Origin of the sequence: Paenibacillus sp. GCM10027626 (assembly GCF_042676285.1) — a bacterium.
Taxonomy (GTDB): Bacteria; Bacillota; Bacilli; order Paenibacillales; family Paenibacillaceae; genus Paenibacillus_Z.
In genome coordinates this window covers 40,334-58,584 of record NZ_JBHTHC010000030.1, presented here as the reverse complement: position 1 = coordinate 58,584, position 18,251 = coordinate 40,334, and the positions used below count along the sequence as shown (strand labels likewise).

The window sequence follows — 18,251 nt, the reverse complement described above, 5'->3', positions numbered from 1 at the left end:
AATGGGAGATGTGTAACGAATGAAAAATGGGATGAATCAATTCGGCGGTGAGCTTTCCTCTATTGTGCGCAACCGCAAGGTGCTTATACCTGTCATTGCCGTATTAATGGTGCCCGTCTTGTATACAGCGATGTTTCTTGGAGCCTTCTGGGATCCGTATGACCGGCTTGAGTCATTGCCGGTAGCGGTCGTTAATGCAGATAAAGGGACCGAGTTTAACGGGAAGGAGCTGCATGTCGGTGAAGATTTTGTCGATAAGCTGAAGGAAAACCCGCAATTCTCCTGGGAGTTTGTCGCTATGGATGAAGCGGAAGCCGGGATGAAGGACAATAAATATTATATGACAATTGAAATTCCGGAAGATTTTTCGGAAAAAACGACGACATTGACTTCAGATCATCCGACGCCGGCCAAATTTAAGTTTTTGCCCAACGAAAGCTACAACTTTCTCGCCTCGCAAATTGGCAATACAGCGGTAGACAAGATGCTGGCCGCATTGAATAAGGAAATAACACAAGTTTATGCCAAAACGGTATTTGATCAAGTAGAAGTATTGGCTGACGGGCTTGGGCAAGCGAGCGAAGGCGCAGGACAGCTCGCGGACGGGACAGTGAAAGCCAAAGATGGCGTTGCTTTAATCGAGAAAAATTTGAGCAAGCTGGTGGACGGCTCCGTGTCCTTGCAGGATGGAGCGGCTAAGCTGGCAGATGGCGGCGCCAAGCTGGATCAAGGGATCACGAAGGTAAGTAGTGCGGCCGGCGATTTGTCGAGCGGCCTGGCTCAGTTGTATAATGCCCAGCAGCAGCTGTCCGGAGGCGTTACCGAGCTCGGAAGCGGCGCTGCATCGCTGAAAAGCGGGGCAGTCAAGTTAAGTGATGGATTGGACCAGCTGGCTGCAGGAGGCGGTTCGCTTGCAGGCGGCGCATCGGATGCGGCAAACGCATCGAAGCAGCTTGCGGCGGGACTCGGCAAGGCCGAGACAGGCGCTGCCAAGCTGGAAGAAAGCGGAGCGAAAATCGCGCAAGCCCTTGAAGCGATGGCGAAGCAAAATGAACAATTAGCCGCTGATCCCGGCTTTCAGCAATTGCTGGCCGGCAGCAAGCAATTGGCAGCCGGATTGTCAGAATCGGCTAAAGCGCAAAAGCAGCTAAGCCAGGGAGCAGAGCAACTGGAGCAAGGGGTAGGCCAGTTGTCGGCCGGTGCCGCGACATTAAATGCGAAGCTGCAGGAAGCTTCCACAGGCGGCAAGCAGCTTGCTGCCGGCGGTCAAAAGCTGGAGGAGGGCGCTAATAAGCTGACGGCAGGCATGAAGCAGTTTGGCAGCAAATTCGCTGAGGCCAAAGCCGGCAGTGCGCAGCTCGCAAGCGGCGCCAAGCAGTTGTCCGGCGGCGCGGCAGAGCTTCATCAAGGCTTAAACACGCTGAAAACGAATGTCGCTCCGTTCGTCGACGGTTCGAAGCAATTGAAGGATGGCGCAGGCCAGGTCAGCTCCGGTCTGAATAAACTGCAGGATGGATCACAGGAGCTGTCAAGCAAGCTGGGCGAGGCGGCTGGCAAAACCTCCGATCTGCATGTCTCCGATTCGATGTACGATATGTTCGCAGGCCCTGTAGAATCTGATGTAAACCCAGTCAATGAAGTGCCGAACTACGGCACCGGCTTTGCGCCATATTTCTTGTCGCTAGGTTTATATGTCGGCGCTTTGGTATTGACAATTGTCTATGCGGTAAGAGAGCCTGCCATCAAGCCGACAAGCGGATGGAACTGGTTCTGGAGCAAGGCGCTGACGATGATCATTGCAGGTACGATTCAAGCGCTGGTCGCCGATGCGGCGCTGATGTACATTCTTGATCTGCAGGTAAAAAGCGTACCGCTCTTCCTGATGTTCTCAATCTTTACTAGCATCACCTTTATGATGCTGATTCAATTCCTGGTGACAACATTGCAAAATCCGGGACGGTTTATCGCGATCGTAATTTTGATTTTCCAATTAACAAGCTCGGCCGGTACGTTCCCGCTGGAGCTCATTCCCGAATGGCTGCAAAAAGTAACGCCTTGGCTGCCGATGACCTACTCGGTTTCCGGATTCAAAGACGTAATTTCGAGCGGCGACTATACCGCAATGTGGCATAACGCCGGCATGCTCGGCATATTTACCGCTTTGTGCATGATCGTGACAATGATCTACTTTATCATGGTTCATCGCAAAACGTCTTCTGCTTCAACGCAATCGGCAGAAGCGGCTATATCTTAATATTTCTTATGCGGCAGGCGCCATATGGTGTCTGCCGCGTCCATTTCTACCGAAGCCTTCACATTCGCTAGCCTGTGCGAGCGACAGAGCTCGCTTCATAGCTCCAGCCCCTCTCGCGTTTCCGACCGGTACCGGCCGGGCGACACCCCCGCCGTTTTCTTGAACAGGTTCTGAAAGTACGTCTCGCTTCGGTACCCGACCTTCTCGGCGATTTCCGCCATCGGCAGGCGCGTCGTCGCCAGATAGTGCTTGGCCACTTCCATCCGGTATCGGATCAGATACTGGATAGGCGTCAATCCGGTCTCCGATTTGAACACGTGGATGAGGTGATAGGCGCTCGTATGCGTCAAGTTTGATAACGCGCTGAGGTCAATATCGGTATGATAATTCTCCTCCATGAAGCGCTTCGCGAGGTGCACAAATTCCCTTGCCGGCCGTTTGCGGACTTCGTCTTCCTTGTAGTGCAGGAAGCGCACCAGTCGGCCCAACAGAACGCCCAGCAGTTGGTTCGCAATCAAGGTGGATTCCGGCCATGTGCTCTGCTTTTCCGCAATTATTTCCCCCAATAGCTGTTTCACCGGCAAGAAATGCTCCTTAAGCTCGATCATGGCCTCCTGATTCACGCCGAGCAAATGGTCCTGGGGCAAACCTTTAAGCTGTAAACCTCTAAAGCTGACGTACAATGCGGAAAATCGGTCGCCGTTGGACCGTTCTTCATGCCAAATGCCACGATTGTAGCACATCATGCATCCGGCTTGGGCATGATATGATTTGCCGTCCACGCGGAAATCCCCTTCCCCTTCCACGATCAACAGAAGCTCCGAGCAATCCTCGTGATGATGCAACGGATATTCGAAGCGGTCTCCGGCCTTCAATCGGAAATCCGCCCCTGCTAGCATTTCCGGCATCCTCGAGATTTTCGAATCGTCCATGTCAAGCAGCACTCCCCAATTTTCAATAGCCAATATTCGCAACTATGCGCATTGAACTTTATTTTACTCTTGATGTAAAGTGGTAGCAACAGCGGATTTAGAAGCGCTTCCACAAATAATGAATAAGTATCCGCTTGGAGAGGAGCGATGGAGTGGCTTTGAGGTTCAAAAAAAGACGGCTGAGCGACGAGACGTTCGAGGCTTGTTCGGTATTCGACGTCAATGGGAACGGACTGCTCGATATTGTCAGCGGCGCCTATTGGTATGAGGGGCCTGATTTCACCACCCGGCACAAAATTTGTGACATCTCTTCGCATGCACATTATCGGGACGACTTCTCTGACTATCCGATGGATGTGGACGGTGACGGCCGGATGGACATCATTACCGGCTCCTGGTGGAGCGAAGCGCTGCGTTGGCGCAGAAATCCAGGGGACAGCGGCTCGGAATGGGAGACGCTCACGATCGAGCCGACCTCCAACATCGAGACGATCCGCTACCTCGACATTGACGGCTGCGGTGTGCCCGAGATTTTTCCCAATACGCCGGGGACGCCTCAAGCATTCTACAAATTGATCCTGGATGAGCAAGGACGGGGAACGGGACAATTCCGCAAAACGGTCATCGGAGAACAGCCTAGCGGTCACGGGCTGGGCTTCGCGGACATTACGGGCAACGGCAAGATGGACGTTGTGTTAAGCGATGGCTGGCTGGAACAGCCTGACGATCCGTTCCACGGTCCGTGGACGTTTCATCCGGAATTTTCACTCGGCTCCGCAAGCGTGCCGATCCTCGGACACGACGTGAACGGAGACGGATTGTGTGACCTTATCGTGGGTCAGGCCCACGATTACGGGCTGCATTGGTACGAACAGGTTCGGGGGGAAGGCGGTACCCGCAGCTGGATCCGCCACGAGATCGACATGTCGGCCTCGCAGTATCACGATCTTGCGCTGGTGGACCTTGATCTCGACGGCGAGCTCGAACTGGTGACAGGCAAGCGGTATCTCGCCCACGACAACGATCCCGGTTTCGACGATCCGCTCGGGCTGTATTATTTTAAGATCAAGAATGGCCGGTTCGAGAAGTACGTTATCGATTACGGACCGGCGGGCGAAGCTTCCGGAAACGGGATTTACATGTGGATTCAGGATGTGACCGGCAACGGTTACCCCGACATTGTCGCTCCGGGTACGGAAGGCTTGTATTTATTCGAAAATTTAGGACCTGGGGAGAGAGACGATGGGTAAAATCAAAATTGGATTTGTTGGCGTCGGCGGCATGGGCCAGATGGCTCATCTGTCCAACTACGCCGTGCTGCGAGAAGAGTGCGAGGTTGTCGCGCTGGCGGAAGTGCGCCCGAAGCTGGCGCAAACGGTGGCGAATCGTTACGGCGTTCCACAGGTTTTCGCAAACCATGAGGATCTGCTGAACGGCGCGCAGGTGGATGCAATCGTGGCCCCACAGCCCTACCGTGCACATTATGCCATCATTCCGGATATTTTGCGGGCCGGTATTCCGGTCTTCACCGAGAAGCCGCTGTCGCTGACCGTCGAGAAGGGAGAGCAACTCGTACGCCTGGCCGAAGAGCACCGGGTATTGCATATGGTCGGCTACCACAAGCGGTCAGACCCGGCGATGGAATACGCCCGGAAACGGATTGAAGAATGGAAAGCAAGCGGGGAATACGGCAAGCTGCAGTACATTCGGGTGACGATGCCTCCCGGGGATTGGATTGGCGGCGCCGATGCTCCGCTCCAATCGGACGATCCGTATCCGCATTCCTCCATGGAGTCGGGACCCGAGTATTTCTCGGAGGAGCAGACGCGCGAGCTGGATTCTTTCGTCAATTATTACATCCACCAAGTCAACGCTATCCGTTTTCTATTGCATGAGCCTTACCGAATAACTTTCGGTGACCGGTGCGGCGTTTTGCTGACTGGAGAGAGCGACAGCGGTGTCACCGTCGCCCTGGAAATGGCCCCTTACCAGACCACCATCGAGTGGCACGAGAGCCTGCTGGTTTGTTTCGAGAAAGGGTTCGTGCGTGTCGATCTTCCGCCTCCGCTCGCCCGCCAGCAGGCTGGAAAAGTGACAATCATGAAGGACAACGGGCGGGAGCCTTCTTCCTATGAGTATCCCATCATGCCGAACCGTTCGGCCATGCGTCAGCAGGCAATGAACTTCATCGCCGCTGTGCAGGGTATCCGTCCGGTACCATGCGAGTCCAAGGAAGCGCTAGAAGATTTGAAGATTGCTCGGGACTATATCCGCTTGATGCAGCAGTATAAGTAAACCGGGAGAGGAAGGGTTCGCACATGAGAAGAATCGCGATTATCGGAGCTGGCAGCATCGTGTTCTGTAAAACACTTATCCTCGACATCATGGCAACACCGGAACTAGAAGACACTGAATTCGTGCTGATGGCGCCTTCAACCAGCAAAACCTCTCAGGTCAAGGCGTTCGCCGACAAGGTCATCGAAAAGAACGGCTTGAAATCCAAGGTCACGGTAACGACAGACCGTCGGGAGGCGCTTGCCGGTGCCAGCTACGTCATTACGTCGTTCCAAGTCGGCGGCGTGTCCGCCTTCGAACTCGACTACAAGATTCCGCTGAAATACGGCGTCGATCAATGCATCGGGGACACACTCGGTCCGGGCGGCGTGTTCCGGGCGCTGCGCAGTATTCCGGTCATGCTGGACGTGGCCCGTGATATGGAAGAGCTGTGCCCAAAAGCGACGCTGCTCAACTATGTCAATCCGATGGCGATGATCTGCTGGGCGCTGGGCGAGACGAACATTCAGTATGTCGGCCTGTGCCACGGTGTGCAGACGACGCTGGACCTGATCTCGGGGTACGTCGACGTACCGAAACACGAAATCGACTACGTCACCGCCGGCATCAACCATATGGGCTGGTTTATCGAGCTGAGCCATCAGGGTCGTGACCTGTATCCGCTACTGCGCGAGAAATTCGAGCAGCCGGAGTTTTATGTCAACGAGAAGGTGCGCGGCGAGGTGTTCCGCCATTTCGGTTACTTCATGACCGAGTCCACGGGACATCTGTCCGAGTATGTCCCGTGGTTCCGCAAAAATCAAAAAGCGCTCGATCTCTACTGCGACGAGCCTTCCTTCGGCGGAGAATCAGGGGCGTATTATAACTGGTGCGCCTACGTAGCCGACAAGTATAAGGAGAAGGACATACTCGCGGACGAATCGTACGACCTTCCCCCGCGGAGCGTCGAATACTGCGCCTACATCATCGAAGCGCTGGAGACGGGTAAAACGTTCAAATTCAGCGGTAACTTGCGCAACGACGGTATGATCTCGAACCTGCCGCCAGAATGCTGTTCGGAAGGAGCGGTTTTCGCCGACCGCACCGGCATCCATCGGACGATCATCGGCGACATTCCGCCCCAATGCGCGGCGCTGAACATGACGAACATCAACGTGCAGCGTCTTACCGTTCTAGCCGCCAAATCCGGCGACCCAGAGACCGTCGTGCAGGCCATCGCACTGGACCCGCTGACATCCTCGGTGCTGACGCTGAAGAAAATCCGCGACATGGTCATAGAAATGCTGGACGCCCAGCGCCATTGGCTGCCGCAATTCGGCAACCGCCGCCCGCGTCCGACGCCGGACATCGTCATTCCGGCAAACGTGAAGCGAGCCGAAGTGCCGATCGACCCCGCCCTAGCCGTCTTCTCGCGCTTCGGGGAACTGGCGAAATAAAACAAATTGCCTCGCATCTCTGCGGGGCGATTTGTTTTGTTGATAATCCGAATGAAGATCTTTGCCAAGCAGAAGAAGTGGCACAGCTCCCCTATTTAGTTACCCCTGTATCCATAATTTTCACGCTAACATCGACTCGGATGTCAGCCTCAGCCAAAGTTTCGTCCCAGTGCTTCTGCACCTTTTTCCAATTCTGATAAGTGTAGGCGCGCGCGTAAAGCCCGAGTCCGAGCGGGTCGACCTTTGCCCTTTGCAATTTGCGGAACAATGCCCCGTATTGGGCGCTTAGCTCTCTGGCAATCTGCTTTTCCAACTGGCCGGTATCTCCCTTAGCAGCGGGAAAAAGCTGCTCCGTAAGGTGAATTTGCAATTTAAGGCGCATACGATATTGATACTTGCCGTTCAGCAAGGATACTTTCGTGCCAGAGGAAACGCTGGAAGCGGTAAAGCTGGTTTTATCGTGTTTATAAAAGCTGCGCGAGTTTTCGCGTTCCGGCAAAGCAAGTGTGAACGGAAATTCTCCGCTATGGTGGACCTTTAAGAGCGAAAGCAATTTATTTTCCATCGGATTGAGAGTGAGGGCGTAGGTGCCGTCTTTTTTTAGCAATGCTGTCCCGACGATAAATAGATCATCATCCTCTTTAGTCAATCTGGTAATACTTGGTGTTACTGCCCGATCTGTCATTGTCCGGTGTAAATCCCGCAGCGTGGTCTTGACTGTAATATTCCGTTTCACTGCCGTAGAAAGCAATTGACTCAAATAGGTTGGCAGGCGCGGCTTGTCCTTGGGCGCAAAGGTAATGATATCTTTCACCTTGCCGTCAATCATAATGACGCGGGGAAGGATCGTGTTTTTATTGTCCCGGTAGAAAGGGTCCAGAAACTCAAACCAGCCGGCATGCTGCAGCACCCGTTTGCTGATAAAAACCGCTTGCGCTTTGCCGCCCATTGTCATGGCGATTACACGACGGTCGAACTCTTCCCTCGATTGCCGCAAAGAAATCGATTTGATCTCTATTTGCTCTTCTTTGGTCTTGGCTTCGTTGCTGAAGACGGGGCTGGATGAGGAGAAAAGCAGCTGATTATTTTCATCCAGATCGATGCCGATCAGCAGCGGAAAAGTAACATCCTCTACACTGGTCTGGTCTTTGCAGCCAACGAGCAGAGAGAGACAGATGAACGCCGTCAGCAGAGCTCTTAGCATGCGAATCGTCAAGGGAGCACCTCCTTGCGGAAGCGGCGGTAAATGATCACATACAGCCACAGCAAGACTGGAAACAGATAGGCGATGCCGATGCTGAATTGTCCCAGCCAGGTTTGCCATATACTCGTTTCATCCCATGACGGCTTCAAGAAAGCTACAGCCAGCACGGAGATGACAAGGAGAACGATAGCATAGGGGCTATGGTCCTGTTTGCCCAGCATTTGGCTTGTGCTAAAGGCGGCGCAAAACAAATAGGGAGCCCAGGAGGTAGAAACGACCAGCAAATAAAAAGCAAGAAAAATAAGGTCGAACCGCTCCAAAAAGCGGAATTCGAACACTTTCAACAGGCTGAGCAGGGGCTGGTTGTAATGGGTAATTTCATCCGGGCTGAAAAAGACAAAACAAATAACAGTCACATAGATGTAGAGCATTGCTGTCAGCGAATTGGCGGCGATGACGCCTAGCGGAGCCCATTTTTTTTTGTTCAGGAAAGGATAGAGAAAAAATGTAATTTCAAACCCGACAAGCGAGTACGCTGTTTTATTGACGCTTTTCAGCACCGGCATTACCCCTTCTTTGAAAAAAGGCAGCAAATGCAGCCAATAGCTCTCCTTCAGTACAAGCAGGAAAATAAAAGGCATAGCGAATGTCAAGTAAAATACCAGCTCACTGTATCGGCCCAGCACCGTCCAGCCGCTTCGCACGACGAGCAGGGTAGATATGGCAAATAACGCCATAATAATATAATCGGAGGTCATCGGCAGAAACCAGGCTTTAATATAGAGAAGGGCTTTTACTTGAATAAACCAGCCATAATAAGCGAAATACAGGGTAATCGGGATCAGGAAGACAAGCGAAAATATTTTCCCGAACAACCGTCTGAGCAAATCATACAGGGTATCGTCAGGATAATGCTTGAAAATGCGGATGATGATCAGGCTGGCAGCAATATTGAGCGCCCAGCCGATCAAGAGCGACATCCATCCGTCTGTTCCGGCTATCTCTGCCAGTTCCCGCGGGAGTGACATAACGCCCATACCGACTTGAGCGCCATGAATAAGGAAGATGAACTGCATGATTGTAAGATTGTTCATCGCATATTTTTTCATGGAGCATCTCCTTTGCTGCGGCTGTTGCCTGCTCGTTTTGACTGGATTGGCCGCGCGCCCTTTGGTCGCTTGATCATCGTCCAGACCGGCAAACGAACGAAGGTGTCCTTCATATCCGGCCAACGAAACGGAGCAAGCGGGGTGCCGTATGGCGTACCGAGCGATTCAAGCCCAGCCAGATGGGAAAGCAACACCATAATGCCGACGATGATCCCGACAATACCGAACATAGAGGCGATGAACATCATCGGAAAACGGAGCAGGCGTATGGCCGTCCCCATGTCGTAGTTCGGAATAATGAAGGAAGCGATGGCGGTTGAAGCGACCACAATGACCATAATGTTGCTGACAATGCCGGCTTGTACAGCCGTCTGGCCGATAATGATGCCGCCGACAATGCCGACGGTCTGGCCTACAGGGGCCGGCAGGCGCACACCGGATTCTCGCATCATCTCAAGTGTAATCTCCATCATCAGCGCTTCGAGCAGCGGATGGAAGGGGACGCGGGTTCTGGATTCGGCAACTGAAAATAAGAGCTGGACCGGCAAAACCTCGTAATTAAATGAGATGAAGGCAATGTATAGCGCGGGCAGCAGCAAAGCGATAACAAAAGCGAGAAAACGCATTAGACGGATAAAAGAAGAGATGAGCCAGCGCGTGCTGTAGTCATCGATGTTTTGAAAAAAGGAAACAAAGGTAGTCGGTGCGATTAATACGTTAGGAGATTTGTCCAAAATGACGACAAATCGTCCTTGCAGCAATTGCGAGACGGCGGAGTCCGGACGTTCTGTCAAAATGAACTGCGGGAAAGGCGAGTAAGGGTTGTCCTCGATATATTCCACAAGCTCCCCTGTATTAAGGACCGCATCGACTGTAATGTTCTGCAGGCGATCCTCTAATTCTTGCAATACTTCCGGATGAGCTACGTCTTCCAAATACATAATCCATGCTTTGGAGCGGCCGCGGCGGCCGATTATCAGCTCTTTCGCTTTTAATTCCCGGCTGGGGACGTATCTGCGGATTAAGGCAATATTTTGCGTGCCGGTCTCGACAAAGCCTTGATGAGCTCCTTTGAGCGAAGTCTCAATTTGCGGATCTTCAATGGAGCGCTGCGGCCATCCCTTTGTATCCAGAATGATGGCTTTCTGCTGGCCATCGATAAAGAGCGCCGTGCTGCCATGCAAAATGCTTTCATCGATTTGCTCCCACGATGAAGTCGTAGTAAAGCTGCCGATATTGGGGAAAACGGGCAGCTTTGTTGCTTGCTGTGAATGATCCTGCTGCGTAAGCGTTTGGAGAATATCGCTGTTGATCGTCCTTTTATCGGTCAGACTGTCAAAGAAGACAATCGCTGCCGCTGTATCCGTACCGCCGATTGTCAATTGCCGGATGACAAGATCGGGTGTCAATGGAAAACGGGAGTGAACCATTTCCAAATTGGCGGCGAGATTAGGCTGGGTTTTCTCCTGCTGACGGGGGCGGTTAGAGCCGGAATTTCGCTTCGGTTTAAGCAATTTTAGCAGTAAGCCAAGCATAGATACCATCCTTCATGTTGAAATGAGCTAACGAATTGGATGCTGTTCTATATTGTGGCTGACGATTGAAAAATTATCCCTCTTTTGCCATGCTAAATGTCGAATGAGCTGGAGCTATGGGCAAAGGTATCCGGCCAAAATGATTAAACTCACTCTCGGCTTTCATCCGTATTTACAAATTTTATACTTGGAAATAACATTCGCATAATATTGCAGAATTATAGTATAATACGAGTGAAAGAGAGCAAAAGTGGACATCATATTGCAAAAATGTGCGCATTTGTGTTCATTTCACGAGAGGTTGGTACAATATGACTGATTTAGTTAGCAAAATCAAGCAATCGGCAAGAGCGCTAGGCGAAGATGCTTGCCGGCAAGTGGCGCTGGATATGATTTGTATTGATCCTGGCGCACTTGCGCAGGTCGCTCCTTATATAGCGGGCAAATCCTATCAGCGGGTTGCGCTTGCGGCAGATGAGGCGACCTATGCAGCAGCGGGCAAGGAACTGGAAGACATGCTGGCAGCAGCGGGGATTCATGTGCAAGTCACACTGATTAAACCGGACCTGCAAGGCGATGTAGTTGCGGACGAGCGCGCAGTCATTCAGCTTATACTGGCGATTCAGCAGCAGCAGGCGGAAGCAGTGCTCGCTGTAGGCGGCGGAACGATTCACGATATTGTCCGCTATGCGGCTTACACGACAGGACATCCTTTTATATCCGTCCCGACAGCGCCGTCGGTAGATGGCTTTAATTCCAAAGGCGCACCGCTAATCGTCCGCGGAGAAAAAATAACGATCCCGGCCATCGGACCGGACGCCATCTTTGCCGACCTGCATGTATTGGAGAAGGCCCCGGCCTCATTAATTGCCGCCGGGTTTGGCGATATGCTGGGCAAATACACATCGCTGTTTGATTGGAAGTTCGGAGCGATTATCGCCGGCGAGCCATACTTGCCGGTATCGGCAGAGCTTACTGCCGAAGCGCTCCAGCAATGTGTGGCGCAGGCCGATTTGATTGCAGCGGGCCGCGAGGAAGGAATACGGACGCTGATCACCGCACTTGTTCAATCGGGTCTTGCCATGCTGCTTTTCGGCAAATCGCATCCGGCATCGGGTTCCGAGCACCATTTGTCCCACTATTGGGAAATGGAGTATTTGCGCCTCGGCAAACGGCAGCTGCTGCATGGCGCCAAGGTAGGCGTCGCTTGTTTGCAAATCAGCAGGCTATACCACCAGCTCGCTGAACAAGGGATAGCGCTGGCGGCAGAGCATTGTACAGAACAGCAATTGCAGCAGGCCGAGCGGCTGACAAGCAATTGGACGGAAATTGCCAGCAGCATCAAGCAAATTCCGCAGGAGGAGACGCTGCGCGCCTTGCTGCAAAAAGTAGGGGCGCCGGTAACTACTGCCGAGCTTGGAATAGAAGGCGAGCTGCTGGCAAGAAGCTTGCGCGAAGCGCATCTGGTGCGGCCTGAGCGTTATACGCTGCTTCGTCTTAAGAACGAATGGGGTCAATAGACTTCTGCTGAATCGAATGGAGGAACTGCCGTGCTGCCAGTTGAACGAAAAATGAAAATTGTCGAGTATGTACGAAAACATAGAACAGCAACGATTGTTACATTAGCCCGGGAGTTTGGCGTGCATGAAGCGACGATTCGGCGGGATTTGATGGAGATTGAACAGGACGGCTTGCTTAAGCGGACGCATGGCGGCGTCATTGTCGAGCAGTGGACGCATGACGAACCATCGTTCAGCGAACGATCGACCCATAAGCTTGATCAGAAGGAGCGGATCGGCCGGCAAGCGGCAAGTCTTGTCGAGGACGGGGATCATATTATTATCGATTCAGGAACGACAACCGTGCATATTGCCAGAAATCTGGTTTATCGCTCCAACATTACAGTCGTCACAAATGATATCAATGTAGCGGCAGAGCTGCGTGATGCTGCCGGTGTAAAAGTAATATTGACTGGCGGCGAGCTGTATCCGTCAAGCTATATGCTCAATGGCATGTTTACGGATTATGTGCTGCAATCGCTCCATGCGTCAAAAGCATTTATCGGCACGCCGGCTCTGCATCCACAGCACGGACTTATGCATCCGGAGGCGGCGCTTGTGCCGGCCAAGCAGGGAATGATCCGGGCGGCAAGCGAAATTATTGTCGTCACCGACGACAGTAAAATCGGCAAGCTGTCGCTTCATACTGTAGCGCCTAATAGTGCGATTCATATGCTGATTACCGGAAAAGAAGCCTCCGAGGAAACATTGCAGCAGTTCCGGGAAAGCGGGATAACGGTGCATGCCGTCTAAACTGAATTTTTGGGCCGAATAGGACGAGGAGGGGTTTTCGTGGCGTCGATAGAATTGGTCCGCGTAACCAAGACGTTCGAAAAGAACGATGTCATCAAAGATTTGCATTTAACGATCGCGGATGGAAGCTTTACGGTCCTTGTTGGACCTTCGGGATGCGGCAAAACGACATTGCTGCGGATGATCGCCGGTATTGATCCTCAAACTGCAGGATCGGTGCTCATTGGCGGCAAAGATGTCACCAGCATTGCGCCCGGAAAACGCGGAGTGGCGATGGTATTCCAAAACTATGCCATCTATCCGACTATGAGCGTTAGAGAAAATATTGAGTTTGGCCTGAAAAACAATAAAGTAGACAAAGAAGAACGGAAGCGGCTGGTCGAGACGATCAGCGCTACCGTCGGCCTGGCAGATTACCTCGATCGCAAGCCGTCAACCTTGTCCGGCGGACAAAGGCAGCGCGTTGCGCTGGCCAGGGCGATGGTGAAGAAGCCGTCGGTCTTTCTGATGGATGAACCGCTGTCCAATCTGGATGCCAAGCTGCGGGCGCAAATGCGTCTGGAATTGATCGAGCTGCATAAGCAGCTTGGCACAACGTTCGTCTATGTAACCCACGATCAGGTGGAAGCGATGTCGATGGCGGACAATATCGTGCTGATGAACAAAGGGGTTATTCAGCAGGAAGCTCCGCCGGATGGAATGTACCATGATCCGAGCAATTTGTTTGCTGCGCAGTTTATTGGCGTTCCGCCTATGAATATCGGCGAGCTGAGCATGAATGGCGCGAAGTTCGGCTTCCGGCCGGAACGGGCGCAGGTGAGGCCGGCCGGGCAAGCTGGCGGAACGAACCCGGATCATTTTTCGATGACAGGTATGATCGTTACTAGAGAAATGCTCGGTTCGGAGACGCTGTATCAGGTTCGGAGAAGCGATGGAAACGCATACATGGTCAAATGTTTGGAAGATTTGTTCGCGGTTGATCAGGAAGTGCAGATCGATGTCGCGCCTGAGCACTTATTTTTCTTTGCAGAGGACGGCAGCCGCATTCGCCGGGATGATCGGTCCTATGCGGAATATATGAGGGCATTGAGAGGGATGCGCAATGGATAACCGGAGCAAATGGGCTGTTGTGCGGCCATATGTCATGATCGCGCCTGCGATGATCGGGATTTTTGCTTTCGTCGTTTATCCAATCATGTATCTAATCTATCTCAGCTTTTATAAATACAACTTGATGAACAAGGCAAAGAGCAAGTTTATCGGACTCGACAATTTCTCGCAAATTTTCACACGTCCTGATTTCTATAAGGCGCTATCGAATACGTTTATCTACACCGTTTGTGTTGTTGTGCTGACGATCGCCATATCGATGGTGATTGCGCTCTGGCTGAGTAAAAAGAGTAAAATCAATACGATTGTACAAGCGGGCATTTTTACACCTCATATCGTATCTGTCGTATCGATCTCGCTTGTGTGGCTATGGATGATGGAGCCGAATCTCGGATTTCTTAACTATGTGCTGAAAACGTTCGGTTTGCCGACCTCGCAATGGCTGCAAAGCTCCAAAACGGCGATGGCCTCAGTTATTATAGTGTCGGTGTGGCAAGGAATCGGCTATTATGTGCTCATCATTGTGGCCGCCTTACAAAGTATTCCGCCAAGTATTTACGAAGCAGCTGCACTGGATAATGCCAGCAAGTGGAGAGTATTTTACAAAATTACATTACCGATCATTTCGCCTCAGCTGTTCTTTATTCTTGTTATTATGACAATCGGATCATTCAAAGTTTTTGACACGGTGCAAGTGATGACCGGCGGGGGCCCGAATGGAGCCACTAATACGATTGTGTACTATATTTACGGCTTCCGTACAACAAATATTGGCTACTCGGCAGCTACTGGTGTTGTCCTATTGGCGGTGATCGGGCTGCTGACCTTCCTTTACTTCCGGCTGTTGTCGAAAAAAGTACATTATCAATGAGTAGGAGCTCGAGAAAGGAGAGCGTATACGTTGAAGACGATGGAATGGAAATATGTAAAAGGGACGGTCAGCCTGCTGCTGAAGGCTGTTGTTATGCTAATTTTTATTTTTCCGTTTTTATGGATGATTTCGACTTCACTCCAGACGTTCCGCGAGACGATGGCCTTTCCGCCAACATGGATTCCAGCTGTGCCGCAATGGAGCAATTTCATAACAGCACTGAATGCCGGGCCGTTTCTGCTGTATGCGCGCAACTCGGTGATTGTGACAGGATCGATTATCGTCATCCAATTGCTTGTCATGATTCCGGCTGCATACGCCTTTGCCAAATATAAATTTGCCGGTAAAAGTATACTGTTCGGACTTGTGCTGCTCGCGTTTATGATTCCGTCCCAGGTTACCTTTATTCCTGTATATATGATGATGGCGGACTGGGGCTTAATCAAGACATTGCTGCCGCAAATTTTGCCGTTCATGTCCAGTGCATTTGGTATCTTTTTGCTTCGACAATATTTTATGCAAATTACGAATGAGGTGGTGGAAGCGGCACGGCTCGATAACGCCAGTGAATTTAATATTATTTGGAATATTATGATTCCGATGGCCAAGCCTGCACTGGCGACAATCGCTTTGTTCAGTTTTGTCAGCCACTGGAATGATTACTTCTGGCCGTTAATTATGACCGATACGGCGTCGATCCGTCCATTGACGCTCGGTATTGCCAAGCTGCGCGAGACTGAAGGTATTAGCAACTGGCATATCATTATGGCCGGCAATGTCCTCCTGGTTGTTCCGATACTCGCTGTATATCTGTTCTGCTCCAAGCAAATTGTGAAGGCTTTCGTTTATTCCGGTATCAAATAACGGGATAGCTGCTGGCTGCTGGCAGAAGCATTCCCTTCAAAATAAAAAGCTGTACCATATTATGGGAGGTAAAGTGAGATGAACAGAACAAAAACATCCGTATTACTTACATTAACGATGGTGGTTGGAGTGCTTGCCGGTTGTTCCGGCGGGAATGGAGGGTCGAATGGCGGGGTGGTAAACAAAAGTACAAACACGGGTGTTAATACAGGTACAAATGCCGAGAAGTCTAGCGATACAACGCAAACAAATGACACAGCTGACAAAGTGACGGTTCAATTCTGGCATTCACTGGGTGGGAAGAATGGGGAGTATATCGATGGTTTGATCAAGCGCTTCAATGATTCGCATCCTGATATCGAGGTTGTCGGCACCTTCCAAGGCAATTATGACGAGACGGTAACGAAGCTGCAGCAAGCCGTTGCTTCCAATACTGCGCCGGATGTAACGATGCTGGAGCGTGCCTATGTCCAAATGTTTGCCGATTCGGAAGTGCTTGAGGATTTGACGCCGTTCCTAACCTCTTCGAGCATGAGCGCTGATGATTTTACTGCTGGTCTGATGGGACATTCCACATTCAATGACCAATTGGTATCTTTGCCGTTAAATCGTTCTACACCAATTTTGCATGTGAACAAGACATTGCTAGATGAGCAGGGACTGGCGGTGCCAACGACTTGGGAAGACATGAACAAAGTGGCGAATGCGATGGTGATCAAAGAAAATGGCGAATTCAAGCGTTACGGTCTGACGATGCCGTATGACACTTGGTATCCGATTGCGATGATTACGCAAGCTGGCGGCAAGTTCTTCAACGATGATGTCAAATCAGAAGGATTTGTCGATAACGGTGTTGGCGAGCATGTATTCAAGGAACTGAAGGAAATGCAAAATTCGGGCGCGCTCTACTATCCGCCAGCTCAGGATTCCGGCAACATTACGAACCAAATGTTCGTTGGCGGTAAAGTGGCAATGATGTACCAATCTACTGGCACAATCGGCAGTCTGACAGATACAGTCGATTTCGACTATGTTACAGCGTTTCTGCCGAAAGATAAAGTTCATGCTACACCTACTGGCGGCGCCAATGTGGCGATGATGGCCGGCTCGCAAAATAAAGATGCAGCATGGACATTCATTCATTGGATGGAAACTGATTCACAAGGCGCCCTGCAATTTATATTGCAATCCGGATATCTGCCATTTACGAAAAAAATGGTAGAGTCGGAAGAGATTAAAGCGCTTTGGGCAAAAGAGCCGAATCGCAAAGTTGCCTATGACCAGCTCGAATACGCGATCGATACCAATAAAGCGGTCGTTTGGCCTGAAGTGATGCATGAGTTTTTCTCGGCGATCGAAGCCATCATGTATGACAGTAAAGACATTCCGGCAACGCTCGCGACGTTCAAGAAGGAAGCGGACCGTATTTTGACTCAATAAAATGAACAAACACCGATCGATGTCGGGTCTTGGTGCAGGAGGAGATCATTATGACAATCGAAAGCTTGGAGCAAACCACGTCAATCGTCGTATCCGCCCATCGCGGGTACAAGTCGGACTATCCGGAAAATACGCTGCTCGCCTTTGCCGAAGCGCTGAAGCTGGGAGTTGAAATGCTTGAATTTGATCTGCATATGACCAAAGACGGGACGGTCGTCGTCATTCATGACAAAACTGTCGATCGCACGACCAATGGCACAGGCGCGGTGAGCGGCTTTACACTGGAGGAAATCAAGCGCCTGGATGCAGGCAGCTGGTTCGGCAAGCCATTCGCAGGCTTGCAAATTCCGACATTGGCCGAATTATGCGATTTACTGGCCGAGTATCCTGCCGTTCTGCTCAATGTTGAGGTGAAGAGCGGCCCGCGTGCAAAGGAAGTAGCAGATGCTGCGATTGCGATGCTAAGGCAGTATAATTGCTTGGAACGTTGTGTCTTTACTTGCTTCGATGCTGACATTATCGCCTATTTCAATGATAAGCATAGTGTAAAAACACAAGGCTTTCCGGGCGACGTAATGAGCAATTTCCAGGCTGGCGAACAAGGCACCTATTCTAAAATGTGGGCAATCGGGCTGGAAATGAGCCGGATGACGCCGCAAATAGTTAAGGAGTACCGCGCAATGGGGCTGCAGGTATGGTGCTACTGCCCGGATACTGTGCAGCAGGTTTATTATGCGCTCGGCTGCGGCTCGACTGTTATGACGTGCAACAACCCGCTGCCGGCCCTGAAACTCAGAGAGCTGTTGATTGTGTAAATATACAAAATTTCTTTGGCATCTTCATGTAAAACACTAAATGCAGCGCTTACAATCTGTGGTACGATCTCTAC

The 18,251-nt window shown here is 51.3% G+C and carries 15 protein-coding genes; 11 read left to right on the top strand and 4 right to left on the bottom strand.

The genetic code is table 11. The features are described from left to right. Positions 1-19: 19 nt before the first annotated feature. Positions 20-2,254: a YhgE/Pip family protein gene (locus ACFQ0N_RS34415; RefSeq protein ID WP_379334642.1), complete on the top strand. Its 2,235-nt coding sequence runs from the start codon at positions 20-22 to the stop codon at positions 2,252-2,254. Between the two features lie 95 nt (positions 2,255-2,349). Here the strand turns inward: ACFQ0N_RS34415 and ACFQ0N_RS34410 are convergent, their stop codons facing one another. Continuing rightward, on the bottom strand, positions 2,350-3,186 hold the full coding sequence (locus ACFQ0N_RS34410; RefSeq protein WP_379334641.1) for an AraC family transcriptional regulator: 837 nt from the start codon (positions 3,184-3,186) through the stop codon (positions 2,350-2,352). Between the two features lie 152 nt (positions 3,187-3,338). Between ACFQ0N_RS34410 and ACFQ0N_RS34405 the strand changes: the two genes are divergently transcribed. The 3 genes from ACFQ0N_RS34405 to melA are packed head-to-tail and all read left to right on the top strand — an operon-like array spanning position 3,339 to position 6,917. Further along, positions 3,339-4,436 (top strand): FG-GAP repeat domain-containing protein, encoded by a 1,098-nt coding sequence (locus tag ACFQ0N_RS34405; RefSeq protein ID WP_379334640.1) that lies wholly within the window; start codon positions 3,339-3,341, stop codon positions 4,434-4,436. Continuing rightward, on the top strand, positions 4,429-5,481 hold the full coding sequence (locus ACFQ0N_RS34400) for a Gfo/Idh/MocA family protein (protein WP_379334639.1): 1,053 nt from the start codon (positions 4,429-4,431) through the stop codon (positions 5,479-5,481). Before ACFQ0N_RS34405 ends, ACFQ0N_RS34400 begins: the two co-directional genes overlap by 8 nt. Positions 5,482-5,504: 23 nt before the next feature. Next, complete coding sequence (gene melA / locus ACFQ0N_RS34395; RefSeq protein ID WP_379334638.1) at positions 5,505-6,917, top strand: alpha-galactosidase; 1,413 nt, start codon at positions 5,505-5,507, stop codon at positions 6,915-6,917. Positions 6,918-7,008: 91 nt separating this feature from the next. On the opposite strand, the gene ACFQ0N_RS34390 is transcribed toward melA, so the two are convergent. The 3 genes from ACFQ0N_RS34390 to ACFQ0N_RS34380 are packed head-to-tail and all read right to left on the bottom strand — an operon-like array spanning position 7,009 to position 10,774. After that, on the bottom strand, positions 7,009-8,133 hold the full coding sequence (locus tag ACFQ0N_RS34390; protein WP_379334637.1) for a Ger(x)C family spore germination protein: 1,125 nt from the start codon (positions 8,131-8,133) through the stop codon (positions 7,009-7,011). Then, on the bottom strand, positions 8,130-9,230 hold the full coding sequence (locus ACFQ0N_RS34385) for a GerAB/ArcD/ProY family transporter (protein WP_379334636.1): 1,101 nt from the start codon (positions 9,228-9,230) through the stop codon (positions 8,130-8,132). The genes ACFQ0N_RS34390 and ACFQ0N_RS34385 overlap by 4 nt, the downstream gene beginning before the upstream one ends. Then, positions 9,227-10,774 carry a spore germination protein gene (locus tag ACFQ0N_RS34380; RefSeq protein WP_379334635.1) on the bottom strand — a complete coding sequence of 516 codons (1,548 nt, stop codon included), beginning with the start codon at positions 10,772-10,774 and terminating at the stop codon, positions 9,227-9,229. The genes ACFQ0N_RS34385 and ACFQ0N_RS34380 overlap by 4 nt, the downstream gene beginning before the upstream one ends. 302 nt (positions 10,775-11,076) lie before the next feature. On the opposite strand from ACFQ0N_RS34380, the gene ACFQ0N_RS34375 reads away from it, so the two are divergent. From ACFQ0N_RS34375 to ACFQ0N_RS34345, 7 genes are all read left to right on the top strand, one after another. Continuing rightward, a complete protein-coding gene (locus ACFQ0N_RS34375) occupies positions 11,077-12,285 on the top strand; it encodes a sn-glycerol-1-phosphate dehydrogenase (protein ID WP_379334634.1) in 1,209 nt (402 codons plus the stop codon). A gap of 30 nt (positions 12,286-12,315) precedes the next feature. Then, a complete protein-coding gene (locus ACFQ0N_RS34370) occupies positions 12,316-13,077 on the top strand; it encodes a DeoR/GlpR family DNA-binding transcription regulator (RefSeq protein ID WP_379334633.1) in 762 nt (253 codons plus the stop codon). Positions 13,078-13,116: 39 nt separating this feature from the next. Next, positions 13,117-14,187, top strand: coding sequence for an ABC transporter ATP-binding protein (locus ACFQ0N_RS34365; RefSeq protein WP_379334632.1), 1,071 nt, complete (start codon positions 13,117-13,119; stop codon positions 14,185-14,187). Continuing rightward, positions 14,180-15,058 (top strand): carbohydrate ABC transporter permease, encoded by an 879-nt coding sequence (locus tag ACFQ0N_RS34360; RefSeq protein ID WP_379334631.1) that lies wholly within the window; start codon positions 14,180-14,182, stop codon positions 15,056-15,058. The genes ACFQ0N_RS34365 and ACFQ0N_RS34360 overlap by 8 nt, the downstream gene beginning before the upstream one ends. Before the next feature lie 30 nt (positions 15,059-15,088). Next, on the top strand, positions 15,089-15,922 hold the full coding sequence (locus ACFQ0N_RS34355; protein WP_379334630.1) for a carbohydrate ABC transporter permease: 834 nt from the start codon (positions 15,089-15,091) through the stop codon (positions 15,920-15,922). A gap of 78 nt (positions 15,923-16,000) precedes the next feature. Next, positions 16,001-17,362: an ABC transporter substrate-binding protein gene (locus tag ACFQ0N_RS34350; RefSeq protein WP_379334629.1), complete on the top strand. Its 1,362-nt coding sequence runs from the start codon at positions 16,001-16,003 to the stop codon at positions 17,360-17,362. A 50-nt stretch (positions 17,363-17,412) separates the two neighbouring features. Beyond that, positions 17,413-18,177, top strand: coding sequence for a glycerophosphodiester phosphodiesterase family protein (locus tag ACFQ0N_RS34345; RefSeq protein WP_379334628.1), 765 nt, complete (start codon positions 17,413-17,415; stop codon positions 18,175-18,177). The last annotated feature ends 74 nt before the right edge of the window (positions 18,178-18,251 follow it).